This is a genomic window from Maribacter sp. X9, from assembly GCF_048537565.1.
GTDB lineage: Bacteria > Bacteroidota > Bacteroidia > Flavobacteriales > Flavobacteriaceae > Maribacter.
This window is the reverse complement of the sequence record NZ_CP183215.1, coordinates 1,905,862-1,919,645: the sequence shown is the minus strand read 5'-3', so window position 1 is coordinate 1,919,645 and position 13,784 is coordinate 1,905,862. Positions and strand designations below refer to the sequence as shown.

The 13,784-nt window shown below is 39.6% G+C and carries 11 protein-coding genes; 3 read left to right on the top strand and 8 right to left on the bottom strand.

Features of this window, described 5'->3' with window-relative positions:
- Positions 1-6 precede the first annotated feature (6 nt).
- Positions 7-840, top strand: coding sequence for a DMT family transporter (locus ACNR9Q_RS08070; RefSeq protein ID WP_419214093.1), 834 nt, complete (start codon positions 7-9; stop codon positions 838-840).
- Positions 841-924: 84 nt separating this feature from the next.
- Here the strand turns inward: ACNR9Q_RS08070 and ACNR9Q_RS08065 are convergent, their stop codons facing one another.
- Positions 925-1,143 carry a hypothetical protein gene (locus ACNR9Q_RS08065; protein ID WP_419214092.1) on the bottom strand — a complete coding sequence of 73 codons (219 nt, stop codon included), beginning with the start codon at positions 1,141-1,143 and terminating at the stop codon, positions 925-927.
- A gap of 262 nt (positions 1,144-1,405) precedes the next feature.
- Between ACNR9Q_RS08065 and ACNR9Q_RS08060 the strand changes: the two genes are divergently transcribed.
- Positions 1,406-1,957 (top strand): YSC84-related protein, encoded by a 552-nt coding sequence (locus ACNR9Q_RS08060; RefSeq protein WP_419214091.1) that lies wholly within the window; start codon positions 1,406-1,408, stop codon positions 1,955-1,957.
- A 59-nt stretch (positions 1,958-2,016) separates the two neighbouring features.
- On the opposite strand, the gene ACNR9Q_RS08055 is transcribed toward ACNR9Q_RS08060, so the two are convergent.
- Positions 2,017-2,835 (bottom strand): SDR family oxidoreductase, encoded by an 819-nt coding sequence (locus ACNR9Q_RS08055; RefSeq protein WP_419214090.1) that lies wholly within the window; start codon positions 2,833-2,835, stop codon positions 2,017-2,019.
- A 181-nt stretch (positions 2,836-3,016) separates the two neighbouring features.
- Between ACNR9Q_RS08055 and ACNR9Q_RS08050 the strand changes: the two genes are divergently transcribed.
- On the top strand, positions 3,017-4,858 hold the full coding sequence (locus ACNR9Q_RS08050; RefSeq protein ID WP_419214089.1) for an alpha-amylase family glycosyl hydrolase: 1,842 nt from the start codon (positions 3,017-3,019) through the stop codon (positions 4,856-4,858).
- 142 nt (positions 4,859-5,000) lie between these two features.
- Here the strand turns inward: ACNR9Q_RS08050 and ACNR9Q_RS08045 are convergent, their stop codons facing one another.
- The 6 genes from ACNR9Q_RS08045 to ACNR9Q_RS08020 form a co-directional block, all read right to left on the bottom strand.
- Entirely contained in the window at positions 5,001-6,620 is a 1,620-nt protein-coding gene (locus ACNR9Q_RS08045) for a sodium:solute symporter (RefSeq protein WP_419214088.1), read from the bottom strand.
- Between the two features lie 8 nt (positions 6,621-6,628).
- Positions 6,629-7,810, bottom strand: a complete 1,182-nt coding sequence (locus tag ACNR9Q_RS08040; RefSeq protein WP_419214087.1) for an aldose epimerase family protein — start codon at positions 7,808-7,810, stop codon at positions 6,629-6,631.
- Between the two features lie 11 nt (positions 7,811-7,821).
- Positions 7,822-9,333, bottom strand: coding sequence for an L-arabinose isomerase (gene araA, locus ACNR9Q_RS08035; RefSeq protein WP_419214086.1), 1,512 nt, complete (start codon positions 9,331-9,333; stop codon positions 7,822-7,824).
- A 15-nt stretch (positions 9,334-9,348) separates the two neighbouring features.
- A complete protein-coding gene (locus ACNR9Q_RS08030) occupies positions 9,349-10,050 on the bottom strand; it encodes an L-ribulose-5-phosphate 4-epimerase (RefSeq protein ID WP_419214085.1) in 702 nt (233 codons plus the stop codon).
- A gap of 1 nt (position 10,051) precedes the next feature.
- Complete coding sequence (locus ACNR9Q_RS08025; RefSeq protein ID WP_419214084.1) at positions 10,052-11,728, bottom strand: ribulokinase; 1,677 nt, start codon at positions 11,726-11,728, stop codon at positions 10,052-10,054.
- A 361-nt stretch (positions 11,729-12,089) separates the two neighbouring features.
- The gene (locus tag ACNR9Q_RS08020; protein ID WP_419214083.1) at positions 12,090-13,646 is read right to left on the bottom strand and encodes an alpha-N-arabinofuranosidase; all 1,557 of its coding nucleotides are present in this window, start codon (positions 13,644-13,646) and stop codon (positions 12,090-12,092) included.
- Between the last annotated feature and the right edge of the window lie 138 nt (positions 13,647-13,784).

The window sequence follows — 13,784 nt, the reverse complement described above, 5'->3', positions numbered from 1 at the left end:
ACAACATTGAAGAAAGCTATTCTATTCATGATCATCAGTACATTCTCGTTCACACTCATGAACGCTTTTGTAAAGCATTTAAATAGCTATCCTACCTTTGAAATTGTATTTTTCAGGTCTCTAGGTTCCTTGATTTTGGCCACCACTTATATTTTGATTAAACGAATACCTATCTTGGGCAATAGTCGAAAATTGATGCTTTTACGGGCAATTGCCGGATTATCGGCCATGAGCCTTTTCTTTATGTCGCTTAATTATCTTTCTGTAGGTACAGCTGTATCATTACGGTACCTCTCCCCTATTTTTGCAGCTATTTTTGCCATTTTTTTGCTTCGTGAAAAACTAAAACCCATACAGTGGTTACTCTTTGCAATAGCATTTGGTGGAGTTTTAATTTTAAAAGGATTCGATAAAGGTATTGATACCACTGGATTACTTTTAGTACTTACCGCATCCGTTTTCAGCGGATTAGTTTATGTCCTCATAAGGAAAATAGGAAACAGTGACCATCCATTGGTTATCGTAAATTACTTTATGTTTACTGGAACACTTATTGGGGGATTATTGAGTATTGGTGTATGGACGACCCCTATTGGTAATGACTGGTGGCGTTTATTAAGTTTAGGATTTTTTGGTTTTTTTGGCCAAATTTTTATGACCAAGGCCTTTCAAATCGCAAAGACCAATCTTGTAGCCCCATTAAAATATATCGAAGTGCTCTTTACCATTTTACTTGGTGTTTTCTGGTTTGGAGATTTATACACATTTTGGAGTCTAGCTGGTATCATGATGATCGTTGGGGCCTTGGTATCTAATGTACTCGTTGGGAGACGCTCATAAATTGACATGGAACTATCTTTATATTCAAAAAAATCTACCGTTTTGATGAAAGCGGTAGACTAGGGTAAAGTTTTGAAATTTCTTTTAGCTACGAACGGGTTCTTGCTTGGATAGATCACAATTCACGTCCGTTAAGGAATTACTGATAACAGCTTTAATCTCTTCTTCAATACCTTTCGAGTAATTAACATAATATACTATAGAGACTATTATGGTAAAGGCAATCAATATATCGGTGACGACGTTCGAATCAAATAAGTTTTCTATAGCTTCCGTAAACTGAGCCATCATCAAGTGTCTCATTTGCAGAAATAACGTATACCTGTTAAAATTAATTAATGATTTTAAAAAAAAGGTGGGCTAATCTTTTATAAATGTTCAAAAAAATGAAAATTGTTAATATGAGTTAAATTTTTAACTTATAATTAACTGAAAAACAATACTTTAAATGTTTTTTGCATCAAGTATTAATTTGAAAAAGTCAAATAAAATTCTAACACCTTTTTAACTTTGAATCGACTTATTAACGAAGTCAAACTCAAGTATAATTTAAAAAATAGAACATATGAAAATTCTAAAATCGATTACCTTCGCCATGCTACTTTTCTTGGCCGTTGGTGCAAATGCACAAAATTCTAAAGACCAAAAAATCATTAAAGATGCTAAAAAGGCTAAGGAAAAATTGATGAAAATGGAGGTCGGTCTCGATCAATTTTTCTCTAATTCAGCAGGTTATGTTATTTTTCCGAACGTGGGTAAAGGAGGTTTAATTATTGGAGGTGCCTCTGGAAACGGGGTCGTTTACGAAAATGGCACCATGATCGGTATGGCAGATTTAAAGAAATTAAGTGTCGGCCTACAAGCAGGTGGGCAGGCAATCACTGAAATTATTTTCTTTGAAACAGCATCTGATTTGGCTGGGTTTAAGGAAGGTGATTTTGAATTTTCCGCTGAAGCTTCGGCAGTTGCCTTGAAATCGGGTGTTGCTGTAAACGCAAAATATAAAGATGGTGTAGCGGTCTTTGCATTGCCCAAAGCAGGTCTTATGGCCGATGCATCAGTAGGTGGGCAAAAATTCGAGTTTACTCCGCTTACTGACGCTTCAGAAATGAAATAACCAGAGTTTATCGAAAATAAAAAATGCCACCCATTGAGGTGGCATTTTTATTTCGATAATTATCCATTCTTCGTAAACCCAGGATAACAGGTCATACCGCCATCAACAAAAATGGTGGTTCCATTGATGTATTCAGACTCGTCAGAAGCCAACCAACTGGCCACACTTCCAATATCCTCCGGAATTCCAATTTGTTTATAGGGTATCAATTTCAACATCCCCTCCCTACCTTCTTTGGTACTCCACACATCTTTATTGATATCTGTCTTGATAGCTCCGGGAGCTATTGAATTACATCTAATCTTTTCGGGACCGTATTCTTGACAAATGGTTTGCATCAACATGACCAATCCCCCTTTTGAGGCCGCATAATTTGCGTGACCCGCCCATGGAATCACTTCATGTACGGAACTCATATGGATTATCTTTCCTAAAGATTTCGAAATTTCGGGCCGCATCCCTCTGCGCTTAAATTCGAGAATAGCTTCTTTCGCGCACAAAAATTGTCCAGTTAAGTTTACATCGATTACCCGCTGCCAGTCCTTGAGTGGCATTTCATGCAATGGATGGTCCAATTGCATCCCCGCATTCGCAACACAAACATCTACCGTTCCAAATTCAGCAATGGTAGTTTTGAACATTTTCTTTACATCTTCTTCTTTACTGACATCACATTTTACCACAATAGCATCACCACATTGTGAGTTTTTTATAATCCAATCGGCCACTTCTTCGGCCTCTGCCTTACTGCTGTGATAGTTTACGACAATATTGGCTCCCTCCATACCCATTGATTTTGCGACAGCTTCCCCTATTCCGTCACTAGACCCCGTAACGATACAAGTCTGTCTTTCTAAACGCTTATTCGGTTTTTGCATCTTTCTGAAATTTTGAATAAAGTTAAAATTAGTGGAGGATAATACCTTTCCACACCTTTAATATAGGGCAATATTTTGATGACCGTTCACCAACAACTGCAGAATTATTTTTTAGAGATACTAATCTTTTTTTTAGGGATGATTATTACTCAAAATAATGAATTCCTTTAGGTAAAAAATAATGGCAACGACAAAGCAAAAATCGGAAAAAATAATTTTGGCTCCAGGCATGGGTGCAATTGTTCAAAAGAACAAAGGTGTCACCTTTAGAGTGTGGGCACCTAATGCCGAGAAAGTAGCCGTGGTAGGAGAGTTCAATAAATGGAACGAAGAAAAAAATCCTCTTAAAAAAGAAGAAAACGGATATTGGGCTTGTCATGTAAGTAAATTAAAGCCAGGTACTGAATATAAATACGCACTACATACACCTTACGGAACAGTTTTGAGGAATGACCCGTATGCGAAAAAAATGACCAATAGTAGTGGTAATTCTGTGGTGGTGGACCACGATTTTAAATGGCAAAACAAGGATTTTAAAATCGATAATTTTAATAGTTTGGTTATTTATGAACTCCATATCGGCACTTTTAATAGAGAAGATAAAAACCAAGAAAAGCCCGGAACCTTTAAAAGCGCAGAAAAAAAATTAGGATATTTAAAGGCTTTAGGCATTAATGCCATTGAAATAATGCCCGTAGCAGAATTCGCCGGCGGAATTTCTTGGGGATATAACCCGGCATTTCCGTTTGCAATTGAATCCGATTATGGAACGCCAGATGATTTTGCATCCTTAGTAGATACCGCCCATGGCTTGGGCATTGCGGTAATCATGGATGTTGTTTACAATCATTTTGGCCCTTCAGATACAGATTTATGGCAATTTGATGAGTGGCAGGAAAATGATAAAGGAGGAATTTATTTTTATAATGATCACCGCTCCACTACACCTTGGGGAGATACCAGACCTGATTATGGCAGACCCGAAGTTAGAAGGTACCTGAGAGACAACGCGATGATGTGGTTAGAAGATTACATGTGCGATGGTTTACGTTGGGATGCCACGTCCTATATTAGATATGTGGACGGTGGTATTGGTTATAGCAGCGAGGAAATTAAGGAAGGAAAACAAATGATACAGGAGATTAATAGAGAAATTCACGAAAAATTTCCCGGTAAGATCCTAATTGCCGAAGACTTAAAAGCAGATTTTAAAGTCACCACAGAAGGTTATGACGGGTTGGAGTTCGACGCCCAATGGGATTCTGAATTCGTTCATCCTATTAAAGAAGTCTTGGTCAATACTAACGATGCGGACAGAAACATGCAACAAGTCGTGAACGCCGTACTATTCAAGTACAATAACGATGCATTTGAACGTGTCATCTATACCGAGTCACATGATGAAGTAGCTAATGGTAAAGCACGTATCCCAGAAGAAATTCAGCCCGGAGAAGCGGATAGCGAATATGCCAAAAAACGTTCGGTTTTAGGCGCCGTTCTGGTAATGACCTCTCCAGGCATACCCATGATCTTTCAGGGCCAGGAATTTTTGGAGGATAAATATTTTAAGGATACCGATGGATTGAATTGGGAGCGTTTCTCAGAATTTAAAGGAATTACAAAACTTTACCGGGACCTCATCAAACTAAGGCGTGCTGATTCTGAAGATCAGTTAAAGGGATTACAAGGACAAAAAACCGATTTTCTCCACTATAATCAGGAAAACAAAATATTAGTGTACAGTAGGGTTTGGGAAGGACTGGAAGAAAGCCCAGTAATTGTAATTCTAAATTTTTCCAATACACAGTTTGATGCCTACGAAATTGGCATACCCGTAATCGGTAATTGGAAGACCGTGTTCAATAGTAGTTGGGAAGGGTATGATAAAGAGGATTTTGATACTGTACATACCGATATTACAGTTTCCGAAAATATACCTTATGATAGTCACCAACATAAACTTACATTTTCGATTGCTGGATACGGCGCGCTTATCCTATGCAGGGATTCTCAAATAGATTAAGTTTTAACAAGCTTGAATATTAGCTTTTTAGAAAAAATTTATTTAATAAAGTAATAAACCTTTTTAAAATTAATTAATTAATTGAGCGTGTGAAAATTTAATATTTCACATGCTCAATTGCTTTGTATACAACCAATGGCTTTTAGGAACCGTTAAAAAATATCATTACTGCGATAACGATAAGAATGATTAGAATGGAAATGGCGATATCTACCCAACTGTAACTGGCTTTGTTGTTCTTATTCTCTTCTTCGGTTATGGTTCCAAAGGTCAAATTGACTATTTGTTCCCTGTCCGGTGCCTTGGTCAGTAAACTGACGACCACCAAGAAAATCAAACAGAATAAAAAGAACCATGCCCCAAAACTTAAAAAGTTCATGGCACCCAGATGGTACAGGAAGCCATCAGGATTTAAATCACCCTTCACCAATTCCAAGGTAATCCTGAAAAAAGCGACTACGATTCCCATGATCAGCGTCGCGAACGCCCCGGTGGCATTGATCCGTTTGTAAAAAATTCCCAAGATAAATACGGCCGTTATGGGTGGTGCGATGTACGCCTGTACACTTTGTAGGTATTCATACAGTACCCCGGAAATGTTCGCCATAATCGGTATCCAAATAATCCCCACGATGACCACGAATACGGTCGCGATCTGTCCGGTACGGACCAATTTCTTTTCTGGGGTATTTGGGTTCAATTTCTTATAGATATCCACCGTGAACAAGGTAGAACATGAATTAAAGACCGAGGCCAAAGAACTCATCAGGGCCGCCAACAATCCTGCCGCTACCAATCCCCGTAAACCGGATGGAAGTAGGTTACTCATCAAAACAGGAAATGCCTCATCTGGACTGTCCCAATGCAATTCCCCCCTCATTTTTAAGGTCAAGGCTATGATACCTGGTATCAAGAATAAAAAGACAGGTAATAATTTTAACAAGGCGCCAAATATTGTTCCTCGTCGTCCTTCTTTAATATTACGTGCGGTCAAGGTCCGTTGTACAATGTACTGGTCCGTACACCAGTACCAAATCCCCACAATCGTACTGGTAATCAATAACGATGGCCATGGAAAATCGGGGTCTGTTGCTGGCCTCCACATATTAAAATATTCAGGCCCTAAGGTCTCCTGCATACTGCTCCACCCTCCAACTTTATCCAAACCGATATAGGTCAAGACGGCAGCTCCTATGATCAAAAGTACGGCTTGCAAGGTTTCGGTATAGACCACGGCGCGCATACCTCCCAATACGGTATAAATACCGGTCAAGACCACCGTAGCGATCGCTCCCGTCCAAAAATCGATCCCTAACAGGGCGGCTACTACAACCCCACCGGCATAGATTGTTACCGATATCTTGGTAAGTACGTAAGCGACTATTGAAAAAACGGACAATACCCATCTGGATCGGGCATCAAAACGTTTCTCCAAGAATTCTGGCATCGTAAATACGCCACTTCGGGCATAAAAAGGTAAAAACACCCAACCCAGGATCAATACAACCCAAGCCTGTATTTCGTAGATCAACAAGGGCAATTTATCACTTGCACCCGTACCAGCTAGACCTACTACATGTTCCGAGCCTATGTTAGAGGCAAAAATAGAAGCACCAACCACGAACCATCCTACATTTCGACCCGCTAAAAAGTAGTCTTCAGTGTTCTCTTCCTTTTTTCGGATTACCCAAATGGCAATTCCAATTAGGACCAAGAAATATAAGGTAATACTGATCCAGTCTAATGTATCTAATGGTTGCATGGTGGTCGTTATTTAGTAGAAAATTTAAATGTAGTTTTAGTACTATAGGTATCTCCAGGTTCCAGAGTAACCGAAGGAAATTCAGGTTGGTTAGGTGAATCTGGGTAGTGCTGTGTCTCTAAACAGAAACCTGAACGTTGGGCATAAGTGCCGCCATTGGGTGCAGGTAGGGTACCATCTAAAAAGTTACCGGTGTAAAACTGTATTCCCGGCTCATCGGTCAATACTTCTAAGTTTCTTCCTGTTTCAGGATGATAGGCTGAAGCGACGGATCTATAACCTGCACTTTGACTATTTAGAACCCAGCAATGGTCATAGCCTCCGCCCAACTTGATTTGTTCATTATCCGCGTCGATATCATTTCCTATCAATTTAGCTTCCCTAAAGTCAAAGGGGGTTCCTTCAACTGGTCTTAGTTCCCCGGTAGGAATTAAACCGCTATCAACGGGAATAAATGTATCCGCATCTATTTCAACCATATGGTCTAAAATAAGTTTAGAAAAATCACCGGATAGATTAAAATAAGCATGTTGTGTTAAATTGACAACCGTTTTTTTATCGGTTTCCGCTTCATACAATACATCTAGCGAATTATCTTTATTAAGGGTATAAGTAACAGTAGTGTTGAGATTTCCGGGAAAACCTTCTTCCATATCGGCACTTAGGTAGGTCAATATCAATTTTACGGAATCATCACCTTCCTCCGTGTTTGCATCCCATACTTGTTTGTCAAATCCTTTTACCCCACCATGGAGACTATTTTCTCCGTTGTTCTGTGCAAGTTTATATTCGGTGCCGTCCAAGCTGAACTTCCCTTTCGCGATTCTATTGCCGTATCTGCCTACCAGTGCTCCAAAAAAAGGATTGTCCTTTTCATATTGCTCTATGGAATCGAATCCTAAAATTACGTTCTCCATTTTTCCGCCTTTGTCAGGTGTACGAAGTGATGTTATTCTTCCGCCATAGGTAATAATATCTACTTGAATTCCATCTTTATTTTCCAAGGTATATTTAGCTACAGCTTCACCATCTGCCGTTTTGCCAAAACCACTTTTTGTAATGCTTAAGGATTTTTCCATTTGTTCAGGTTCTTGATTTTCTTTTTTCGCTTTATCATCCTTACAAGCCAAATTCACCATTATGACGGCAAGAATTAAGAATGAGGGAAAAGACGTTTTTAATGTTTTCATAATATCGAAATTTACATGTTATGTTGAAATAAATGGTAATACGCCTCATTGGCATTTAATAGGTCTTTGAACTGTCTTACCGTAGTATTTTTATCGATTACAACTACCTCAACACCCGCTATTTCGGCAAAGTCCTCAATGAATTCGGTAGTAACGGCCTGACTGTAAACAGTATGATGTGCACCACCTGCCAAAATCCAAGCGGTTGCCGCAGTTTCCAGATTTGGTTTTGCATCCCAAAGTACACGAGCTACGGGCAATTTTGGTAGTTCTCCCATTGGAGCTACCGCCTCAACTTCGTTAACGATCAATCGAAACCGATTTCCTAAATCTACCAAGGAAACATTGATTGCAGGACCGGCCGGTGAATTGAAGACCAATCTAACCGGATCTTCTTTACCGCCAATTCCTAAAGGATGAACTTCGCAAGAAGGTTTTTTATCGGCTATGGACGGACAGATTTCCAACATGTGCGATCCCATGACATAGGCTTTCTGCGGTGTAAAATGATAAGTATAATCTTCCATGAAAGAGGTTCCGCCGTCAAGGCCAGTAGCCATTACCTTCATGGCTCGCAACAGGGCAGAAGTTTTCCAATCCCCTTCTCCACCGAATCCATATCCATCGGCCATAAGACGTTGTGTAGCAATTCCTGGTAACTGTTTCAGTTCACCCAAGTTTTCAAATGTATCGGTAAACGCATTGAATCCGCCTTCTTCCAAAAAGGAGCGTAAGCCCAATTCTATTTTTGCAGCATCGATAAGTGATTTACGTTTGCTTCCAGACTCCAATAATGCATCTGCCAAATCATATTCCGATTCATAGGTCTTTACCAAGTCGTTCACTTGTTGATCAGTCAGCTCATTGATATACTTCGTAATATCAGAAGAGTCATAGCCATTCACTGAAAAACCGAAACGTAATTGTGCTTCCACTTTATCGCCATCGGTTACGGAAACTTCACGCATATTATCCCCTATACGTGCCACTTTCAAATTCTGGAACTCGTTCCAACCCAACGCAACTCGTGTCCAATTACCTATTTTTTGTTGAATTTTCTGTTCTTCCCAATGCCCAACGATAATCTTACGTTTTTTACGCATACGGGTCATCATATGGCCGAATTCACGGTCGCCATGTGCGGATTGGTTCAAATTCATAAAATCCATATCAATGGTTTCCCAAGGCACCTCTGCATTGAATTGGGTATGTAAATGACATAATGGTTTGGTCAATACCGATAATCCTTTGATCCACATTTTTGCAGGGGAAAAGGTATGCATCCAAGTAATGATTCCTATACAATCTTTATTCGCACTAGCCGCTTGGCACACATCCGTTATTTCATTAGGTGTCTTAACGGTTGGTTTGTAAATAATCTTTACCGGTATTTCTGAAGAGGCATTAAAACCCTCAACAATCGTTTGAGAATTTTTTGCTACCTGCTCCAAGGTTTCAGGTCCATACAAATGTTGACTTCCCGTTACAAACCATATCTCCTTTTCCTTCATCGTTATACTCATACTATTCCTATATAATTATTGTCCGTAATATGCATTCTTGCCATGCTTACGTTCGTAATGTTTTTTTATTAATGAATCTTTTAATCTTGGCGCGTTTGGATTAATCTGTAAGGTGAGATACGCCATTTGCGCAACTGTCTCCAAGACCTTGCTATTATACACTGCTTTTGCTGCTGTCTTTCCCCAAGCAAACGGACCGTGGTTACCGATAAGTATCATTTCGACCTCTTCTGAAGATAATCCACGCTGCTTGAAACAATCCAATATTTGAATGCCTGTATTATGCTCGTAATTCCCCTCTATCAAACTATCTTTCATAGGCTCGGCACATGGAATATCTGCCGTTAAATGATCGGCATGTGTTGTTCCAAAAATAGGAATGTCCCTTTGCGCTTGAGCCCAGGCTACCGAATAGGTGGCATGAGTGTGTGCGATTCCTCCAATATGGTCCCAGTTTTTATATAAATAAGCGTGAGTTTTGGTATCGGAAGAAGGTCGCATCGATCCTTCGATTATGTTATTGTCAAAATCGAGGATAACAATATCCTCAGGTTTAAGCTTTTCATAAGGCACCCCACTTGGTTTGATGGCAAAAACACCATTCTTCCTATCGACCGCGCTGACATTACCAAAAGTATATATGACCAAACCCAAGTCGTTCAATTCAATATTGGCCTCAAAGCATTCCTGTTTTAATTGGCTGTATTTTGAACTCATTTTAATTCTTTTTGATTGCATTTTCCATAAAGACCCCAAGGTTTTCATAGGAATGTATGGATTTCTGAAATTCCTCTACCGCTTTAGGTTCTGGGAGATATTCAGCTTCATAATCACTGCCCATATGGGCACTGGCCTCAATGACATTGGAATAAATTCCGGAGGCTACGGCGGCATAGATAGCGGCACCTAAAGCAGGCGCCTGATCAGAAGCCGCTACTTTAATCGGCATGTTCATGACATTGGCCAAGGTCTGCATGATAAATGGAGACTTTCTTGCGACACCTCCAATACCAACGACCGACTCTATCTTAATACCTTCTTCCTGAAATCGATCCGCTATTTTTTTGGAACCAAAACATATTGCATTGATCAAGGCCTTGAAAATATGGGGCGCTTTTGAACCCAGTGATAAATTTGATATGGCACTTTTTAAATTTTGGTCGGCATCGGGGGTTCGTCTTCCGTTAATCCAATCCAAGGCCGTTGGGATACTTTCCGATAGCGGAATAGCTTCTGCGGCATCCGAAAGTTTTCGGATAAAGCCACTTTCTATCTCCATCTTCAAATCTTCCTTTTGTTGGTCGGAAAGAATATCCGAGGTCATCACCAAGTTATCAATCGGCCAAGACAAAACATCCTTGAACCATGCCAGTAAATCACCAAAAGCGGATTGACCAGCTTCCAACCCAATTAATCCGGGTATAACGGAACCGTCAACTTGACCACATATACCTTTAATGGTCTTACCATTGACATCCGAATCTTTGGCTACTAAAATATCACAGGTAGAAGTACCCATCACCCTCACCAGGGCATTTTCATCAATTTTAGCACCTACTGCACCAGAATGCGCATCAAAAGTACCCACCGCTACTACCGTACCGGTAGTCAAACCAAGCTTATCTGCCCATTCTTGACTTAAATTACCTGCTATTTTATTTGACGTGTAGGTTTCAGTATACAGATTGTCCCTTAAATCTGCCAAATATGGGTGTATCATACCCAAAAAATCTTTAGGGGGCAAGCCTCCCCAGCTCTCGTGCCACATCGCCTTATGACCAGCGGCACAACGACTACGTTTAAAGCCTTTTAAATCTTTATTATCAATAAGCAAATAGGTCATGAGATCACAATGCTCCATCCACGTATAGGCTTCTTGCTTAACTGCTTTATCCTCTTCTACTACATGGGCTATCTTGGCCCAGAACCACTCCGATGAATAAATTCCACCCACATATTTGGTGAAATCCTCACCACCCCAAGTGCCTGCCAATTCGTTGATTTTTTCAGCTTCGGTAATGGCCGTGTGATCTTTCCATAAGACCATCATCGCATTCGGGTTCTCGGTGAAACCCTCCACCAAGGCTAATGGGGTCCCATTCTTTGCTATCGGTACCGGGGAAGAACCGGTGGTATCGACACAAATTCCTTTTATATCCTCGGGGTTCAGTTTACTTTTTGAAACTACCCCCGCTACCGTTTTTTCAAGACCCTCGATATGATCTAGAGGATGTTGACGAAATTGGTTGATGGAGGGGTCACAGTACATCCCCTTTTTCCATCTACTGTACCAATGTACCTCTGAAGCTATTTCCTTTCCATTTGTTGAATCTATGAGCACCGCCCTAACGGAATCAGTACCATAATCCAACCCAATTACATATGAATTTTTCAATTTATTTCAATTTTCGCGGAGTAAATATAATTAATCGACCCATGTAAAGTGTTATAAAAACACTTATCATTATTTAATACTAAATTTAAGTATGGTCGACGCGTTCTGTTTTTTAGAGATACTCAATTTTCATGCATTATCCCATACGTTTTCCAAAGTTTTATCCATGCGGATATGTATTTGAGAATTTAAGTTTAAAACTATTACAATTTACTTTTTCTTCATAAAATAGCAATTAGCAATCCAAAGCTTTAAGCTCACAATATTCACCTTCATTCACCTTAAAGTAAAAGTACCTTGGTAAATATGCAGGAATCGAAAATATAATAAACTTACTCATGTGCTAAATTCGCATCTTTTCTTATTTAGAACCTTCTAAAACTATAACAGAAAAAGGAGGAATGGTTACTTCTAACATTCCCTTTTTGAATTTAAAATCCTTGAATTCTTTCGGCACTATCTTGTCGGGATTTTCGAAGGTATTATGGTCTTGTAAATTTTGGGAGCTCAATATAGATCCTGTAATATTCTTTAAGCCTAGTTCGTTTAAATCGATAGATACCGTGCTACCCTTCTTTGTGTCGATGTTAGTAAAAGAAATATGTGTTTTTTCGTTTTCGTCTTTAGAAGCTGAAACAGTTAAGGCCGGTAAAGATTCTTCCTTATAGGTATACATAGGCGACTCAAAGGACAAAGGTATCAATGTCGCGTCTTGATGCACTTTATACATGTTCATTACATGATAGGTAGGTGTTAGTATCATCTTTTCCTTATCGGTCAGGATAACCGCCTGTAGTACGTTGACGGCCTGTGCCAAATTGGCCATTTTGACCCGGTCTGCATGATTGTTGAAAATATTCAGGTTCATCCCCGCGATCATGGCATCACGCATGGTGTTCTGTTGGTAAAGGAATCCCGGGTTCGTACCCTCCGCGACTTCATACCATCCACCCCATTCATCAACTATTAGATCCACCTTCTTTTCCTCATCATACTTATCCATTATGGCCGTATGCTTAACGATAAGTTCTTCCATCAACCAAGATTCTTTCATGGTCTTAAAATAGGTTTCTTCATCGAAATTCACATCGGGACCTTTAGCACCCCAATCGATTACCGAATAATGATGAAGGGCAACCCCCTGCAACATATTTTTGGGTATGTTCTTCATTAAAACCTCTGTCCAGTTATAATCGTCATTGCTGGCACCAGAGGCAATTTTGTAAATTCCACCTTCAACATCGGCATCGGACATGAACGTTACGTATTTTTTATAGATATCGGCATAATATTCCGGACGCATATTGCCACCACAGCCCCATGCTTCGTTACCCACTCCCCAATATTTTACGCCCCATGGTTCTTCACGACCATTTTCGCGTCGCAGATCGGACATCGGACTTTTACCCTTAAAATTGGTGTACTGGACCCAATCCGCCAGTTCTTGAACTCCCCCACTACCAACGTTACCGGACAAATAGGGTTCAGCACCGAGTTCTTCGCATAGATTCAAAAAGTTATGGGTTCCAAAGCTATTGTCCTCAGTAACCCCGCCCCACCACGTGTTTACAATGGTTGGTCTCTCTTTAAGATCACCAATACCGTCCATCCAATGGTAGGTATCAGCAAAACAACCTCCCGGCCATCTTAGATTAGGAATTTGTAATTCTTTCAGCGCATTTATAATATCGATACGAACACCCTCAGAATTTGGAATGGTACTGTTTTCACCAACGTAAAAACCCTCATAAATACATCTGCCCAAATGCTCGGCAAAGTGGCCGTAGATATGTTTACTGATTGTTGGGGCATTTTCAGCGGCGGTTAATTCAATCTCAATTTTTGACTGCCCTATTATTATTTGGGAATAGCCTATTAAAATACAAGTCAAAACGGTTAATGATATTTTCTTATACATTTAAAAAAGTGTTATTTAATTAGTGGAAAATTTCTATTATTATAGCTAGTAAAAAAACATATCCTTAATTGCCGATTAAAAATAATACTGTTTTAGCAAAATAAAACGTTATTAATATCAATAAACAATGATAAATAA